At 55.8% G+C, this 16,800-nt stretch carries 18 protein-coding genes; 6 read left to right on the forward strand and 12 right to left on the reverse strand.

The window, feature by feature from the left end; translation table 11 throughout:
- Window positions 1–48 precede the first annotated feature (48 nt).
- Window positions 49–1,023, forward strand: a complete 975-nt coding sequence (locus IAI47_RS14745) for an aldo/keto reductase (RefSeq protein ID WP_008924884.1) — start codon at window positions 49–51, stop codon at window positions 1,021–1,023.
- 56 nt (window positions 1,024–1,079) lie between these two features.
- Here the strand turns inward: IAI47_RS14745 and pgpA are convergent, their stop codons facing one another.
- The 6 genes from pgpA to nrdR all read right to left on the reverse strand — a co-directional run bounded on the left by pgpA (window position 1,080) and on the right by nrdR (window position 5,150).
- A complete protein-coding gene (pgpA, locus tag IAI47_RS14750; RefSeq protein WP_003852520.1) occupies window positions 1,080–1,574 on the reverse strand; it encodes a phosphatidylglycerophosphatase A in 495 nt (164 codons plus the stop codon).
- Window positions 1,564–2,541, reverse strand: coding sequence for a thiamine-phosphate kinase (gene thiL / locus IAI47_RS14755; RefSeq protein ID WP_003852519.1), 978 nt, complete (start codon window positions 2,539–2,541; stop codon window positions 1,564–1,566). Before thiL ends, pgpA begins: the two co-directional genes overlap by 11 nt.
- A 55-nt stretch (window positions 2,542–2,596) precedes the next feature.
- Window positions 2,597–3,016, reverse strand: coding sequence for a transcription antitermination factor NusB (gene nusB / locus IAI47_RS14760; protein ID WP_003852517.1), 420 nt, complete (start codon window positions 3,014–3,016; stop codon window positions 2,597–2,599).
- 19 nt (window positions 3,017–3,035) lie between these two features.
- Window positions 3,036–3,506 (reverse strand): 6,7-dimethyl-8-ribityllumazine synthase, encoded by a 471-nt coding sequence (ribE, locus tag IAI47_RS14765; RefSeq protein WP_008924883.1) that lies wholly within the window; start codon window positions 3,504–3,506, stop codon window positions 3,036–3,038.
- A gap of 90 nt (window positions 3,507–3,596) precedes the next feature.
- Entirely contained in the window at window positions 3,597–4,697 is a 1,101-nt protein-coding gene (ribD, locus tag IAI47_RS14770) for a bifunctional diaminohydroxyphosphoribosylaminopyrimidine deaminase/5-amino-6-(5-phosphoribosylamino)uracil reductase RibD (protein WP_008924882.1), read from the reverse strand.
- A gap of 3 nt (window positions 4,698–4,700) precedes the next feature.
- Window positions 4,701–5,150, reverse strand: coding sequence for a transcriptional regulator NrdR (nrdR, locus tag IAI47_RS14775; RefSeq protein ID WP_003852514.1), 450 nt, complete (start codon window positions 5,148–5,150; stop codon window positions 4,701–4,703).
- Between the two features lie 186 nt (window positions 5,151–5,336).
- On the opposite strand from nrdR, the gene lysM reads away from it, so the two are divergent.
- A complete protein-coding gene (gene lysM, locus IAI47_RS14780; RefSeq protein ID WP_003852513.1) occupies window positions 5,337–5,774 on the forward strand; it encodes a peptidoglycan-binding protein LysM in 438 nt (145 codons plus the stop codon).
- A gap of 16 nt (window positions 5,775–5,790) precedes the next feature.
- Window positions 5,791–6,369 carry a DUF3251 domain-containing protein gene (locus IAI47_RS14785; RefSeq protein WP_008924881.1) on the forward strand — a complete coding sequence of 193 codons (579 nt, stop codon included), beginning with the start codon at window positions 5,791–5,793 and terminating at the stop codon, window positions 6,367–6,369.
- A gap of 59 nt (window positions 6,370–6,428) precedes the next feature.
- Here IAI47_RS14785 and secF read toward each other — a convergent pair whose 3' ends face one another.
- The 5 genes from secF to queA all read right to left on the reverse strand — a co-directional run bounded on the left by secF (window position 6,429) and on the right by queA (window position 11,909).
- Window positions 6,429–7,397, reverse strand: a complete 969-nt coding sequence (gene secF, locus IAI47_RS14790; protein ID WP_003852511.1) for a protein translocase subunit SecF — start codon at window positions 7,395–7,397, stop codon at window positions 6,429–6,431.
- Between the two features lie 10 nt (window positions 7,398–7,407).
- Window positions 7,408–9,255, reverse strand: a complete 1,848-nt coding sequence (secD, locus tag IAI47_RS14795; protein ID WP_071778534.1) for a protein translocase subunit SecD — start codon at window positions 9,253–9,255, stop codon at window positions 7,408–7,410.
- A gap of 25 nt (window positions 9,256–9,280) precedes the next feature.
- A complete protein-coding gene (gene yajC / locus IAI47_RS14800) occupies window positions 9,281–9,613 on the reverse strand; it encodes a preprotein translocase subunit YajC (protein WP_003852509.1) in 333 nt (110 codons plus the stop codon).
- Window positions 9,613–10,761, reverse strand: coding sequence for a tRNA guanosine(34) transglycosylase Tgt (tgt, locus tag IAI47_RS14805; protein WP_003852508.1), 1,149 nt, complete (start codon window positions 10,759–10,761; stop codon window positions 9,613–9,615). Before tgt ends, yajC begins: the two co-directional genes overlap by 1 nt.
- A 77-nt stretch (window positions 10,762–10,838) precedes the next feature.
- Complete coding sequence (gene queA, locus IAI47_RS14810; protein WP_003852507.1) at window positions 10,839–11,909, reverse strand: tRNA preQ1(34) S-adenosylmethionine ribosyltransferase-isomerase QueA; 1,071 nt, start codon at window positions 11,907–11,909, stop codon at window positions 10,839–10,841.
- A gap of 103 nt (window positions 11,910–12,012) precedes the next feature.
- Here queA and IAI47_RS14815 point away from each other — a divergent pair, with 103 nt between their 5' ends.
- The 3 genes from IAI47_RS14815 to IAI47_RS14825 all read left to right on the forward strand — a co-directional run bounded on the left by IAI47_RS14815 (window position 12,013) and on the right by IAI47_RS14825 (window position 14,871).
- Window positions 12,013–12,594 carry an ACP phosphodiesterase gene (locus IAI47_RS14815; RefSeq protein ID WP_008924878.1) on the forward strand — a complete coding sequence of 194 codons (582 nt, stop codon included), beginning with the start codon at window positions 12,013–12,015 and terminating at the stop codon, window positions 12,592–12,594.
- A 207-nt stretch (window positions 12,595–12,801) separates the two neighbouring features.
- On the forward strand, window positions 12,802–13,614 hold the full coding sequence (locus IAI47_RS14820) for an inositol monophosphatase (protein ID WP_003852505.1): 813 nt from the start codon (window positions 12,802–12,804) through the stop codon (window positions 13,612–13,614).
- Window positions 13,615–14,871, forward strand: coding sequence for a histidine-type phosphatase (locus tag IAI47_RS14825; RefSeq protein WP_008924877.1), 1,257 nt, complete (start codon window positions 13,615–13,617; stop codon window positions 14,869–14,871).
- Between the two features lie 513 nt (window positions 14,872–15,384).
- On the opposite strand, the gene proY is transcribed toward IAI47_RS14825, so the two are convergent.
- Entirely contained in the window at window positions 15,385–16,737 is a 1,353-nt protein-coding gene (gene proY / locus IAI47_RS14830; RefSeq protein WP_003852502.1) for a proline-specific permease ProY, read from the reverse strand.
- Window positions 16,738–16,800: the final 63 nt, after the last annotated feature.

The raw sequence follows: 16,800 nt of genomic DNA on the forward strand, positions 1-16,800 counted from the left end.
AACATCCTGCTATGCTGTAACCTTTGCACTTTCGCAGGAGCCTTCACCATGAATACGATTCAACTCGGTAGCACCGATCTGCAGGTGTCTCGTCTCTGTCTCGGTTGTATGACCTATGGCGAGCCAACGCGTGGCAACCACGCCTGGACGCTGCCAGAAGCAAGCAGCCGTCCGCTAATCCAGCAGGCACTGGATGCAGGTATCAACTTCTTCGATACGGCTAACAGCTACTCTGATGGCAGCAGCGAAGAGATCCTGGGCCGGGCGCTGAAGGATTTCGCCCGCCGCGAAGAGGTTGTTGTCGCCACCAAAGTCTATTTCCCCCTGACTAATCTTTCACAGGGCCTGTCGCGCAAGAATATCCTGCAATCCATTGATGACAGCCTGCAGCGCCTCGGCATGGAGTATGTCGATCTGCTGCAGATTCACCGCTGGGACTACAACACCTCGCTGGAGGAGACGCTGGAAGCGCTGCATGACGTCGTGCAGTCTGGCAAAGCCCGCTACATCGGTGCCTCGTCGATGCACGCCAGCCAGTTTGCTCAGGCGTTGCAGATGCAGTCTGAACAGGGCTGGCACCGCTTTGTCAGCATGCAGGATCAGTACAACCTGATTCAGCGCGAAGAGGAACGGGAAATGCATCCTCTCTGCCTGAAGGAGCAGATCGCCGTGCTGCCCTGGAGTCCGCTGGCGCGCGGCAAGCTGACCCGCCCGTGGGGTGAAAACACCGCGCGCTCTGCATCTGACCAGGTAATGGCAAAGCTTTATGACAACACCGAAGAGAACGATGCCGCGATTGCAGAACGACTGGCGCTGGTGGCGGAAGGTAAAGGCGTAACGCGGGCGCAGGTGGCCCTGGCCTGGCTGCTGAGCAAACCTGCCGTCACGGCACCGATTATTGGCGCGTCGCGTGCTGAGCAGTTTGACGATCTGGTGAAGGCGGTGGATGTCACGCTGAGTGACGAGGAAATTACCCTGCTGGAAGAGGTCTATCAGCCACATCAGGCGGTAGGTTTCGAGTAAACCTGACGTGACGCCCTTCCCGGGCGTCACCTCTTATCAGGCGTTTAGCATGGCGGTTAAGCCGCCAGCCAGACCCCGATTCCATAGAGCATGGCAGCGGAAATCACGCCAGCAATAATGTCATCAACCATAATGCCCATGCCGCCATGCACATTGCGGTCAAACCAGCGAATCGGCCATGGCTTCCACATATCAAGAATACGGAACAGCACAAAGCCCCCCAGCACCCATTGCCAGCTGTTGACCGGAATCGCCATCAGCGTAATCCACATGCCGATAAACTCATCCCAGACAATACTGCCGTGATCGTGTACGCCCATATCTTTGGCGGTGCGATGGCAGAGATAAACGCCGACGCAGATACCCACCAGCACCACCAGCGAATAGAGATCCTGCGGCAGGAAAGTCATCAGCCACCAGAATGGGATGGCCGCCAGCGATCCCATAGTGCCCGGCACAACCGGGCTTAATCCGCTGCCGAAACCGGTCGCCAGCAAATGCCAGGGATTGCTCATCCGCAGGCGACGTTTGGCCACGTCGTTATTTAGCATCAAAGTGATCAAACCCTTTGTGACGGAAGGTGGCGGGCTTGCCATTATCCAGCAGCGTCAAGCCTTCCGACTCCGGTGCTATTTGTCCGATGCAGGTATAAGGCACGCCCAGATGCCCCAGCGCCACATCCAGCGCGCCGCGATTAACCTCTGGCACAGTGAAGCAGAGTTCATAGTCTTCGCCGCCACTCAGCGCCCAGCGCAGTACCTGCTCAGGCTCGAAGTGGTCGCGCAGGGCCGCCGACAGCGGCAACGCATCCAGGTTAAGCCGCGCGCCGCAGCCGCTGGCTTTCAGCACATGGCCGAGATCGGAAATCAGACCGTCGGAAATATCCACTGCAGAGGAAGCCAGCGAACGCAGTGCCTGACCCTGCAGAATGCGCGGCATCGGACGCAGATGACGTTTAATCAGCGCTTCATGCACTGCCGGATCGTTGATGCGACAGTGATGCTGCAGCAACGCCAGACCCGCCGCGCTGTCACCCAGCGTACCGGTCACGAAGATCCAGTCGCCCGGCTTCGCGCCGGATCGTTTCAGGGCGCGGCCCTGCGGCAACAGACCGTGAATCGCCAGCGTCAGACTCAGCGGGCCACGTGTGGTGTCACCACCCACCAGCTGCATATCGTAATATTCCAGCAGTTCAAACAGGCTTTCACTAAAGGCCGAGAGCCAGCTTTCATCGACCTGCGGCAACGTTAAGGCCAGCGTCAGCCAGGCGGGATCGGCGCCCATAGCAGCAAGGTCGCTGAGATTCACAGCCAGGGCTTTGTAACCCAGATCGGCAGGATGAATATCCCGTAAGAAGTGCACACCCGCGACCAGGGTATCGGTGCTGATCGCCAGCGTCTGTTTTTCCGGCACGCTAAGTAACGCACAATCGTCACCGATGCCGAGTTCGACATCACGGCGGCTGCGTGTTCTGCGGTTGAAGTAGCGTGCGATGAGTTCAAATTCACCACAAGACATAATTGCGTTCCGCTTAACCCTTAATGAAAAAAGGCCGGCAAGCCGGCCTTTTTGTTTATTTGCGAGTGGGTCGAATTTGTGGACCGGCTTTATCCAGCACGCCGTTAACAAATTTATGACTGTCTTCGGCACCGAAGACTTTCGCCAGCTCAATCCCTTCGTTGATGGCCACTTTATAAGGCACATCGTTACGTTTGCTCAGCTCATACAGCGAGATGCGCAGGATAGCTTTTTCTACCTGGCCCAGCTCTTCGAGCTGACGCGACAGATAGGGCTTCATCAGTCCATCCAGATACGCACTGTTGGTCGCCACACCGGACAGCAGTTCGCGGAAGTAGGTAATGTCGACGTCTTTGACGTCCTGTTCCGCCAGAAACTGGTATTCCACATCGGCAATGTCGTTATTCGACAACTGCCAGGAGTAAAGCGCCTGAACAGCGCACTCACGGGCGCGACGACGAGCAGCAGGTTTCACAAAATTCCCCTTACAAAAATCAGGCTTTAATGGCTTTCAATACGTTGATCATTTCGAGCGCAGTCAGAGCCGCTTCAGCACCTTTGTTACCCGCTTTGGTGCCGGCACGCTCAATGGCCTGCTCGATGCTTTCCGTGGTCAGCACGCCAAACGCGACAGGAATATCGCTGTTCATGGCAACGCTGGCGATACCGGAGCTGGCTTCACCCGCCACATATTCGAAGTGGGCAGTGCCTCCACGAATGACGGTGCCGAGTGCGATAATCGCATCATATTTGCCGGAGTTAGCCAGCGCACGGGCTGCCAGAGGCAGTTCGTAGGCACCTGGCACCCAGACTACGGTGATATTGTCATCTTTGACCTGGCCGATACGTTTCAGGGCATCAACTGCGCCATCCAGCAGGCTGTCATTAATGAAGTTGTTAAAACGCGCAATAACGATGGCAAGATTGGCCTCAGGCGTTGCAACAGCAGCTTCGATAACTTTCATACTTATCCTTTCAGGGGTTTGGTTAGCCCCGCGCAGGGGGGCGGATTCTATCATACTCTTGGGCGGCGTGCTCTCGCTTTTCCGACCGTGTTATTGGGGTGTCAGGGTCAGGCGTAAATCGTCACCGACCTGCCGGACGTCGCTGAAACGGAAGGCAGGCGCGTCAGCGAGCGAGCGGAGCCCCGGCAGCTGACACAGGCCACGTCCTTCATGACCCAACAGCTTAGGTGCCAGATAAACAATCAGTTCATCGACCAGTCCGGCCTGCAACAGCGCCCCGGCCAGTGAGGCACCCGCTTCAACCCAGACGCTGTTAATCTGTTTCTGTCCCAGCAGCATCATCATCGCCACCAGATCCAGCTGCTGTTCGCGCAGCGGCACGGCAATCTGCGTCACCTCAGCGGGCCAGTGTTGCTGATCCGGCTGATGACGCATCAGCCAGGTTTCGCCCGGCTGAGAAATGAGCCGATGTTGCGGCGTGACGCGATTCTGACTGTCAACAATCACCCGCACCGGCTGACGCAGTTGCTGTTCATCAAGCAGTGACTGGCTCTCCGGATCAAGTTCAGACCAGCGTACCGTCAGCGAGGGATCGTCCGCCAGCACCGTAGCGCTGCTGCTGAGGATTGCGGCGCTTTGCGCACGCAGACGCTGGACATCCCGGCGGGCCGCAGCCGACGTTATCCACTGGCTTTCACCGCTGGCCATTGCCGTGCGGCCATCCAGTGACGCGCCCAGCTTGAGCTGAATCCAGGGAAAGCCGGTGCGCATCCGCTTGAGGAAGCCGCGATTCAGCGCTTCCGCTTCCGGCATCATCAGGCCGTGGCTGACCGCAATGCCTGACTGATGCAGACGGTGCAGCCCGCGTCCTGCGACCTGCGGATTGGGGTCCTGCATCGCAGCCACAACACGGCTAACGCCAGCAGCAATCAGCGCATCACAACAGGGCGGTGTGCGACCATGATGGCTGCAGGGCTCCAGCGTGACATAGGCGGTTGCACCACGGGCTTTTTCGCCCGCCATGCGCAGGGCGTGAACTTCGGCATGCGGTTCACCGGCACGCTGATGCCAGCCCTCGCCTGCTACTTCGCCATCGCGCACAATCACGCAGCCGACATTGGGGTTCGGCATGGTCGTAAAACGACCGCGTCGCGCCAGTTCCAGCGCGCGCGCCATGTAAAGTTCATCCATGGTTTAATCCTGTAACCGGGCGATCTCTTCGCCAAAATCACGAATATCTTCAAAGCTGCGGTAAACTGAGGCGAAGCGAATATAGGCCACTTTATCGAGCTTCTTCAGCTCATCCATCACCAGATTGCCAATCAGTTTACTGGGGATCTCGCGTTCGCCAGTCGCACGCAACTGCGTTTTAATATGGTTCACAGCGCTTTCAACCGCATCGGCACTCACCGGACGTTTCTCAAGCGCTTTCATCATCCCGCTGGCCATTTTGTCTTCATTAAAAGGCTCGCGCACATCATTGCTCTTCACCACGCGTGGCATCACCAGTTCCGCCACCTCAAAGGTGGTGAAGCGTTCATGACACACCAGGCACTGGCGGCGGCGACGCACCGAAGAGCCTTCACTAACCAGACGAGAATCAATCACTTTGGTGTCCACAGCGGAGCAGAATGGGCAATGCATGACGTTTCCTGACGCGAGAGTGATGGGTCTGACAGTGTAGCGCGAACTGCGAATCAACAAAATCTCTTCCGTGCCTTTACCGGGCTTCTCATCGCAGGATAAACGCGGCTAAATTTCGTCTGCGGCAAAAGGGACTACGCTTTAAGAGCTGCAAGTAAAATTTTCCACTAACACTCTGGAGGTTGTATGGGTCTGTTTAACTTTGTGAAAGAAGCCGGTGAAAAACTCTGGGACGCGGTAAACGGCGGAGATGACCAGAATAAAAAGCTGCAGGATCACATTAACAAGCTCGGCTTGCCTGACAGCGACAAGGTCGACGTCAAGGTCAATGGCGATACCGTGACCGTGACCGGAGATGGCCTGTCCCAGGAGCTGAAAGAAAAGATTCTGATTGCTGCAGGTAACGTTGCAGGCATCACGAAAGTTGAAGACAAGGTGACCGTGACAGATACCGCGGTCGAGTCAGAGCTGTACACCGTGAAAAAAGGCGATACGCTGAGCGCGATTTCCAAACAGGTTTACGGCAACGCTAACGAATATAACAAGATTTTCGAAGCGAATAAGCCAATGCTCTCGCATCCTGATAAGATCTATCCTGGCCAGGTTTTACGTATTCCAAAATAACGGACAAGGATAACTTATGAGCAGGATGGTTTGGATTCCGGTGGTGCTCTCTCTGGTAACGCTGAGCGGCTGCAGCACCACGGCAGGCAATCCGCAGGTCAGAGAGCTGCATCAGGAAGTAAGTCAGCTAAATCAGCAGATGCAGCACCTGACCACGCAGGCCAGTGCACTGGAAATCCAGGGACAGCTTAACAGTCAGTTGCAACAAGGCGCATGGCTGGTGCCGCAGGCGAAAACGCCAGTGGCGCTGCAAACCCAGCTCGGCACACTGCGACTGACGCTGTCGCCTGTGACCGCTGAAGCCAGCGGCTCGCGGGCAACCCTGACTGTGCGTTCAATGGACGACCGGCCTCTGCCCGCCCTGCATGCGACGGTGATCTGGGGTGAGCTCGACCCGGCGACCGGTAAACCGCTGAACAGCGACAGTCTGAGCCAGACCGTCACGGTGCCGGCCTCGTTGCTGCCCCAGCATTCGACCAGCATCCCGCTGCGGCTCAGTGGCCTGACACCGGAGCAATTGGGTTATGTCCGCGTGCATAACGTAACCGGGGATGCGCCGACTCAGACTTCCCCTGCCGCACCCGCTAACCCATAGCCGCGGTGCAAAAAAAACGGGCAGCCTGTTGGCTGCCCGTTTTTATTTCTGACGCGTGATTAAGGCAGGATAGAAGGCTGATCGGCGCCCTCTTTCTCGACTTTCTGCACCATCATATGTTCACGCTTCATGCCCAGCTTCAGCGCCAGCGCCGAAGAGACATAAATGGATGAAATCGTACCAATCGTCACACCAATCAGCATGGTCAGTGAGAAGCCTTTCAGCAACGCACCACCAAACACGAACAGGATGAGGATCATCGCCAGCGTCGTCAGCGAGGTAATCAGGGTACGGCTTAACGTCTGTGTCAGTGACACGTTCGTAATATCGTAAGAGCTGCCGCGACGGATCTTACGGAAGTTTTCACGAATACGGTCAGAGACCACAATTTTATCGTTAAGCGAGTAGCCAATCACCGACATCAGCGAGGCAACAATTGTCAGGTCGATTTCAATGCGGAACAGCGCCAGCAGGCCGCAGGTGATGATCACGTCATGCGCCAGCGCCAGCACGGTACCCAGCGCCAGACGCCACTCAAAGCGGAAACCGATATAGATCAGAATCGCAATCAGTGCAGACAGCAGCGCCATCGCACCCGCCTGCGCCAGGTCGCTACCCACACTCGGGCCAACGAACTCAATGCGCTTAACGGTCGCGTTTTGCTGGGTAGTCTGGTTAATCACCGACACCACTTTATTGCCTAACTCAGTACCCGCCGGGCCGGTCACCGGTGCCATACGCACCATGACGTCACGGCTGCTGCCAAAGTTCTGCACCAGCGGCTCGTCAAAGCCCGCTTTCACCAGATCACCACGCAGGACTTCAAGGTCGGCCGGTTTTTCCAGCGCGATCTCAATCACCGTACCACCGGTGAAATCGAGGCCCCAGTTAAAACCACGCACACCCACGATCGCAATCGCGGCAAGAATCAGCAGTCCTGAAATGATGAAGGCCAGCTTATCCCAGCGCATAAAGTCGACGACTTTACGCCCGTGGTTTAACTGCTCAATGTTATATTCCTGTGCCACAACGCACTCCTCAGATAGACAGCTTGTTGATGCGTTTGCCACCGTAAACCAGGTTAACAATGGCACGGGTACCGATAATCGCGGTGAACATTGAGGTCGCGATACCAATTGCGGTGGTAATAGCAAAGCCTTTGATCGAACCGGTGCCGACCGCGTAAAGAATGATAACTTTGATCAGGGTGGTCACGTTCGCATCGACAATACTGGAGAAGGCGCCTTTGTAGCCCTCATGAATTGCCTGCTGAACCGAGCGCCCGTTACGCAGCTCTTCTTTAATACGTTCGTTAATCAGTACGTTAGCATCGACTGCTACCGCCAGTGTTAACACGATACCGGCAATACCCGGCATGGTCAGGGTCGCACCAGGCAGCAGGGACATGACGCCGACAATCAGCACCAGGTTAACCAGCAGCGCACTCGTCGCAATCAGACCAAACTTCTTGTAGAACACCACCATAAACAGGATCGAGGCGAGCAGACCCCACAGGCAGGCTTCCAGACCCTGAGTAATGTTTTGCTGACCCATGGTCGGCCCGATCGTACGCTCTTCCACAATCTGGATGGGCGCAATCAACGCACCGGCACGCAGCAGCAGCGACAGCTGACGCGCTTCGTTCGGGTTGTTGATACCGGTGATGCGGAAGCTGTTCCCCAGGCGAGACTGGATATTAGCGACGTTAATCACCTCTTCCTGTTTCACCAGAATTGAACGGCCGTTAGCATCTTTTTTACCGCTGTCCTTATACTCCACAAACAGGGTCGCCATCGGCTTGCCGATGTTGTCCTTGGTGAAGTTGGACATGATGTTACCGCCTGCGCTATCAAGTGAAATGTTCACCTGTGGCTGGTTGTACTCATCCATGCTGGACGTCGAGTCGGTGATGTGGTCACCGGTCAGGATCACCCGCTTGTAGAGCACGACCGGCTGGCCATCACGCATGTCTTTAACTTCTGAGTCACCCGGAACACGGCCACTGGCCGCCGCAGTAGGATCTACGCTGGTGTTCACCAGACGGAATTCCAGCGTCGCGGTTGCGCCCAGAATCTCTTTGGCACGCGCCGTATCCTGAATACCCGGCAGCTCAACTACGATGCGATCGGAGCCCTGACGCTGAACCAGCGGTTCCGCCACGCCAAGCTGGTTTACACGGTTACGCAGAATCGTAATGTTCTGCTGAACCGCATATTCACGCGCTTCGCTGAGACGGGCATCGCTCATGGTGGCACGCAGCGCATCGCTGCCGCTGCTGTTGATCACCAGATCCTGATGACGCGAGGAGAGCCAGGAGATCGCCGCATCACGACTGGCAGCGTCACGGAAACGAATTTCCACGCCGTAGTTCGCGATTTTGTTGACGGTGGTATAAGGGATATTTTTGGTGCGCAGATCGCTACGCAGCGTGTCAGCATTCTGCTCCTGCAGCTTGCTGAGCGCGGTGTCCATGTCCACTTCCATCAGGAAGTGCACACCACCACGCAGGTCGAGACCGAGTTTCATCGGCTCTGCTGACAGCATGCTCAGCCAGCGCGGCGTGGCTGGCGCAAGGTTCAGCGCGACAACGTAGTTCTCACCCAGCGCTTTCATGATGGCTTCACGGGCGCGTAACTGCACATCCGTATTGTTGAAGCGCGCGGTAATCGCACCATTTTCCAGCGCAACAGATTTGCTCTGGATATTGTCTTGTTTTAATGCGGACTGAATTTGATCCAACGTCTGCTCACTGGCGGCGCTTCCGCGCGCACCAGTGATTTGAACGGCCGGATCCTCACCATACAGGTTGGGAAGCGCATAGAGCAGGCCGACGAGAATCACGACGACCAGCATCACATACTTCCACAAAGGATAACGATTTAACACGGCAGTTCCCTTAGGGAAGAAAGAATTACAGCGCCTTGATAGTGCCTTTAGGCAGCACGGCAGCGACGAAATCACGTTTAACGACGACTTCATTGGTGTCATTCAGCGCGATAGCGACGTATCCCGTGTCAGAGACTTTCGTTACGCGTCCTACCAGGCCACCGCTGGTCAGCACTTCATCACCCTTAGAGATGGAATCCATCAGCTTCTTGTGCTCTTTCGCACGTTTCTGCTGCGGACGCAGGATCATGAAGTAGAAAATCAGACCAAACACCACCAGCATGATCACCAGAGAATACGGACTTCCCTGAGACGGTGCGCCAGCTGCAGCCACGGCGTCAGAAATGAATAAGCTCATTAAATTTCCCTCATTGATGAATTATCAGACGTTAATGGCGGAACTTCTTTGCCCGTCCGTTGGTAAAACTCAGTTACAAAGTGTTCTAATTTACCCTCTTCAATGGCCTGGCGTAAACCTGCCATCAGACGCTGGTAATAGCGCAAATTGTGGATAGTGTTCAGACGCGCGCCCAGTATTTCGTTACAACGGTCGAGATGATACAAGTAGGCGCGGCTATAATTGCGACAGGTGTAACAATCACACTCCGCATCCAGCGGCGCAGTGTCATCTTTGTATCGGGCGTTGCGGATTTTCACCACACCCTCAGTCACAAACAGGTGACCATTTCGGGCATTACGGGTAGGCATCACGCAGTCAAACATATCGACGCCGCGACGGACGCCTTCAACCAGATCTTCTGGCTTGCCGACACCCATCAGATAACGTGGTTTATCCTGCGGAAGCTGCGGACAGACGTGCTCAAGAATACGGTGCATGTCCTGCTTGGGCTCACCCACCGCCAGGCCGCCCACAGCGTACCCATCAAAGCCAATCTCTACCAGACCTTTCACCGAGACATCTCGTAAATCTTCGTAAACCGAGCCCTGGATAATGCCAAACAACGCATTTTTATTCCCCAGGCTGTCGAAACGATCACGGCTGCGTCGCGCCCAGCGCAGCGACATCTCCATGGAGCGTTTGGCATAGTCCCAGTCCGCCGGATAGGGCGTACATTCATCGAAGATCATGACGATGTCGGAACCGAGGTCATACTGAATCTCCATCGATTTTTCCGGATCGAGGAAGATCGGGTCGCCATTGATCGGGTTACGGAAGTGAACGCCCGCTTCGGTGATTTTGCGGATGTCACCCAGGCTGAAGACCTGGAAGCCGCCGGAGTCGGTCAGAATCGGCCCTTTCCACTGCATAAAATCATGCAGATCGCCATGCAGTTTCATGATCTCCTGGCCCGGACGCAGCCAGAGGTGGAAGGTATTGCCCAGAATGATCTGTGCGCCAGTCTCCTGCACTTCTTCCGGCGTCATGCCTTTCACGGTGCCATAGGTGCCGACAGGCATAAACGCAGGGGTTTCCACCACACCGCGATCAAAAATCAGACGGCCACGGCGTGCGCGCCCGTCTGTAGTATCAAGTTCAAATTTCACAAAGCCCCCATTGGAGAAACAGTCCAATGTATACAACCTTCACGCTATTAAGGCGGTTCCGGCTATCGGTTAATAAATCAGTCGCCCACTTTTTCCAGCGGCGCCTGCGGATTTTTGCTGATAAACATCGCGTCACCATAACTGAAGAAACGATATTGCTCAGCCACGGCTGCGTGATACGCCGCCATGGTGTGCTGATAACCGGCGAATGCCGAGACCAGCATAATCAGCGTCGATTCGGGCAAATGGAAGTTGGTGATCAGCGCATCGATCACCTGATACTCATAGCCCGGATAGATGAAAATCTGGGTATCGTCGAAGAACGGCGCAATCAGAGCATCCTGACTCGCTTTGGCGGCGCTCTCCAGCGAACGGACGGAGGTGGTGCCGACGGCGACCACCTTATTGCCGCGCGCTTTACAGGCCAGCACCGCGTCAACAACCTCCTGCGGCACTTCGGCATATTCTGCGTGCATGTGATGCTCTTCGATGGTCTCGACACGCACCGGCTGGAAAGTCCCCGCCCCAACATGCAGCGTCACAAACGCCATTTCAACGCCCTTCTCTTTCAGCGCCTGCAGCAGCGGTTCATCGAAATGCAGACCGGCGGTCGGGGCCGCGACAGCACCCGGACGGGCGCTGTAAACCGTCTGATAAAGCTCGCGATCCGCCTCTTCATCCGGACGGTCAATATAGGGCGGCAGCGGCATATGGCCGACGCTGTTGAGAATATCGAGCACCGCGCGCTCATCATCAAAGACAATCTCAAATAGCGCATCGTGGCGTGCCACCATCGTCGCTTTCACGCTCTCATCTTCACCCAGAAGCAGTTCTGCGCCCGGCTTTGGTGCTTTCGAGGCGCGCACATGTGCCAGTACGCGCTTATCGTCGAGCATCCGCTCTACCAGCATTTCGATTTTGCCACCGCTGGCTTTACGGCCAAAGACGCGCGCCGGAATCACGCGGGTGTTGTTGAACACCAGCAGATCGCCTGGATTCAGCTTATCCAGCACGTCGGTGAAAACACCGTGCGACAAGGCCCCGCTGGGGCCATCGAGCGACAGCAGGCGACAGCCACTGCGCTGCGCCTGGGGATAGTGAGCAATCAGGGATTCGGGCAGTTCAAAAGCAAAATCAGCGACACGCATTGAAATGTTCTTTCTCAGGCAAAAACAGGCGGCACAGTTTAGCGGAAAAACGACCAATTCTGAACAACTGGCTGCGCTAAGGCAGTTCAGCCTATAATGCGGCATGAACTTTCTTGCGCATCTCCATCTGGCTAAGCTGGCCAACAGCTCCTTACTCGGCAATTTAATGGCCGACTTTGTGCGTGGCAACCCGCACCAGCACTGGTCTGCACCTGTTGCAGACGGCATTCTGATGCATCGTCGTCTGGATGTGATGACCGATGGGCTGCCGGAAGTGCGCAGCGCCCGTCAGCTGTTCCGTGCGGAAACGTATCGCGTGGCACCCATCACACTGGATGTCATCTGGGACCATTTTTTGGCTCGCCACTGGCAGCGTTTCACACCCGAGCAGACGCTGGTGCAGTTTTCTGCCGCCGCCGAGCGCGAAATCCTGCCGCAACTGCCAGATACCCCCACTGAATTTCAGGAACTCAATGCTGTGATGTGGCGTGAGCGCTGGTTTGAGCATTATGCCCAGCCTGCACGGCTTGAGCGGGTGCTGCACGGCATGGCCAGCCGCCGTCCACGCCTGGCGGCACTGCGCGACTCCTACCATGATTTCACCCAACACTATGATCAGCTGGAAGCGCTGTTTTTTATTTTTTATCCGCGTTTAATGGCGCTGGCGACCAGCAGAACCCTGTAAAACCCGATCCTCTGCTGCCGGGCTGGCGGATGCCAGCTTTCGTCTGAATAAAAAGCCGCTTTCCTGACTTCCCGCCATCTTGCCATTGCTGCTTATCTGCGGCTTAATGAAGCCTTTCTTAACAATAGCTAAGAAAACATTACAGCCAGACCGCCTGCTCAGGCGCACCTTCCGTTCGTTATGGCAAAAAAATCATAAGAGGAAAAGATGTCATCCGCTTCGCATTCTGAAATAGACGCGCGTTATCGTTACGCCTGCGACATTGCCCGTGCTGCGGGCAGCCGGGCTTTGTCATGGTATCAACAGCGTCAGACATTGGTAGTGGAACACAAAAGGGATTTGCAGGATGTGGTCAGCGAGGCTGATCGTAACGTTGAGGCATTAATTAAGTCGTTAATTGCCGAGCGTTTTCCTGAGGATGCCGTCTATGGCGAAGAGAGCGGTGGCGAGGTCCAGGGCGCGCCTTTTATCTGGGTCGTTGATCCGATCGATGGCACCGCCTGCTTCGTCAATGGCCTGCCTAACTGGTGCGTCTCGCTGGCCGTCGTCTGTGAGGGCGAACCGGTGATCGGCGTGGTCTGCGATCCTAACCATCAGGAGCTGTTTCATGCACGAGCGGGCCAGGGCGCGTGGGTTAATGAGAGCCGTCTGCAGGCCCATGACGCGCAGCATCTCAACGAGGGGTTACTCGGCATCAGCAACTCCAGCCGCACACCGGGTGAAAGTACCTCGCGGCTGATTCGCGGCTTAACAGAACAGGGTGGCATGTTTATTCGTATCGGTTCTGGTGCGCTTACCAGCGCCTGGGCGGCCGCCGGGCGGCTGATTGGCTACTATGAAGCGCATATGCATCCCTGGGACAGTCTGCCGGGCATCGTCCTGATGCGTGAAGCAGGCGGTGTCACCAATGATTACCTGCGTAATGACGGAATGAAAAACGGCAACCCGGTGTTGCTGTCCAATGCAGCCCTTTACCCGAAAATAAAAGCGCTGACCGGCAATCTGGCGCTGGAGGAATAAATGACGATGCCTGCCCTGTACCGCTGCGCGCTGATCCTCAGTTCTCTCTGGCTGCTAAGCCCGGCGTCACAGGCGGCGGATTACCAGCTGGAGAAAGTAGTCGAACTGAGCCGTCACGGTGTTCGTCCGCCCACGCCCGGCAATCGCAAAGAGATCGAAGCCGCCAGCCAGCAACCCTGGACGCAGTGGACCACTGCCGATGGTGAGCTGACCGGCCATGGCTACAGCGCTGTGGTGAATAAAGGACGCTGGGAAGGCGATCGCTATCGTCAGCTCGGGCTGCTGAGCACGGGCTGTCCTGACGCGGCTGAGGTCTACGTTCGCGCCAGTCCGCTTCAGCGCACCCGCGCCACCGCCGCGGCGCTGACGGACGGCGCATTTCCCGGCTGCGGCGTGCCCGTGCATCACGTAGCAGGCGATGCCGATCCCCTGTTTCAGAGCGAAAAGCTGACCATCACCCGGACCGATCCCGCTCAGGAGCTCGCCGCGAAACAGCAGAAAGCAGGCGATCTGGCCCGGCTGCAACAGCAGCTGCAGCCGGCGATTCAGCAACTGAAAGCTGCCGTCTGCCCGCCCGCAACAGATTGCCCGTTGTTTGATGCGCCCTGGGCGTTTCGGCAGACGCGCAACGGCAATACTTACGTTTACGGGCTGAGTGTGATGGCGAGCATGGTGGAGACGCTGCGACTGGGTTACAGCGAAAACCTGCCGTTTGATCAGCTCGCCTGGGGACACATCACCTCTGCCGCGCAGATCACCTCGCTGCTTCCATTGCTGACCGCAAACTACGATCTGAGCAACGATATCCTTTATCTGGCTCAGCACCGTGGCTCAATACTGCTTAACGCCCTGCTGTCAGAAATTGCGTCTGACAGCTCGCCAACCCGCTGGCTGATTCTGGTGGCGCATGACACCAACATCGCAATGGTGCGCACTCTGATGGACTTTAGCTGGCAGTTACCCGGCTATTCACGCGGCAACATTCCGCCGGGCAGCAGTCTGGTGCTGGAGCGCTGGCGCGACATTCACAGTGGCAAACGTTTTTTGCGACTCTATTTTCAGGCGCAGAGTCTGGATGGTATCCGACAGCTGCAACCAATTGATGATAAACATCCGTTATTACATCAGGAATGGCATCAGTCAGACTGCAGAGTTACCCATGTCGGCGTGCTCTGCCCTTATCAATCCACGCTGACTCAGCTGCGGAAAAACCTGGATAACAGCGCTGTGTTGCCGGTTTCGGTTATATTGCCCTGAGTCTGTGGCTAATGAAATTAAGGCCGCAGTCTCAATGCGGCCTTAATAATGTTAACCACGGTTAATTAACGCCACTCCGACCTATTCTTATTTAAAACGACTGACTATCAGCGCTACCCGTTTTGTTTTACGATAGTTACGTCAATCATCCCTTTATTAACTATTTTCCTGTAATCCTTGAGTATTTCGGCGACTGGTTTCGCCGTTTTTTATTTCTGCCTTTATTACCCTTCGTGCCCGATTAGCTGCACCCTCTCCTGCTCAGGCTCTCTTGTGTCCCTGTCCCCGGTTTGCATCCTCCGTGATATTCACTGCTCTTTGAAATAATCATTCCCGGAACTATTTGCTGAAATAATGTGATGCATGACCTTATTTCGCTGATACACAATAAGTGCCGAATAAAAGGAGTTCGTGTTGTGGCGGGGATCACATAAATAATCAGATGCGGGGAAAATTTGAGAGGGGAAATAGCGTGTTCTGCTCCCCCATAAATCGGGAGAGCAGAACAGAGGATTAGCGGGTTTTACGCACCAGCTTATAACCCAGCAGCAATACCACTATCCACACCATACCCACATAGAGTGAAATACGGGTATCGGGGAAATATCCAATCAGCCCGATGATAAAGCAGAGGAAGGCAACGCCGACACCCGCCGTCCAGCTGCCACCTGGCAGTGCAAACTTCAGCTTACTGGCCGCCTCTTTGCCAATTTTGCGACGGAACGCGATCTGCGACAGCAGAATCATGATCCAGACCCATACTGTTGCAAAGGTCGCCAGCGACGCGATCACCAGGAAGACTTTTTCGGGCATCAGGTAGTTGAGATAGACCGCAATCAGCATGGCAAACATCATCACGACAACCGTCACCCACGGAATCCCGCGTGAAGAGACCTTCATAAAGACTTTAGGCGCATGGCCTTGCTGCGCCATTCCGTGCAGCATGCGACCCACACCAAACACATCACTGTTAATCGCCGAGAGTGACGCGGTCAGCACCACAAAATTGAGGATAGAGGCGGCGGCGGCGATGCCAAGATGCTGGAATGTCAGCACAAACGGGCTGCCCGACGTGCCTACCTGATTCCATGGGTAGATGGACATAATCACAAACAGCGTACCGACATAGAACACCAGAATGCGCCACGGCACTGAGTTAATCGCACGCGGAATCGACTTCTCCGGATCTTTCGCTTCACCCGCCGTAATCCCGATGATCTCAATGCCGCCGTAGGCGAACATCACCATCTGCAGCGACAGCAGCATGCCGACCACGCCGTGCGCGAAGAAGCCGCCATTGGTCCATAAATTATGGATGCCGGTCGGCTGGCCGCCGTTGCCAATCCCCCAGATGATCATGCCGAAACCGGCCAGAATCATCACAATGATGGTGGCGACTTTGAAGAAGGAGAACCAGAACTCCACTTCACCGAACACTTTCACGCTCATCAGATTGACGGCACCGATGATCAGCACCACGCTCAGCACCCAAATCCAGTGCGGCACCTCGGGGAACCAGACGCCCATATAGATGCCGAACGCGGTGACATCTGCAATCGCGACAATCAGGATCTCAAAACAGTAGGTCCAGCCGGTAATGTAACCCGCCATCGGCCCAAGATAGTCCTGCGCATAGCGTGAAAAGGAACTGGCCTGAGGATTATTAACGGACATCTCACCCAGCGCACGCATGATGATGTAAGCCACGGCCCCACCGATGATATAGGCGAGCAGCACGCTCGGGCCGGCCATTTTTATCGCGTCGGCGGAACCGTAAAACAGCCCGGTGCCAATCGCCGATCCCAGCGCCATAAAACGGATGTGGCGCGTGCTCAGTCCGCGTTTGAGCTTGTTGGTTTCTTGCATAACAACCTGTACCTGTGAAATGAAAAAACCACGGGCAGGCCCGTGGTTAAAGAAAAATCAGTG

Origin of the sequence: Pantoea sp. MT58 (assembly GCF_014495885.1) — a bacterium.
In the GTDB taxonomy this organism is placed as follows: domain Bacteria; phylum Pseudomonadota; class Gammaproteobacteria; order Enterobacterales; family Enterobacteriaceae; genus Pantoea; species Pantoea eucalypti.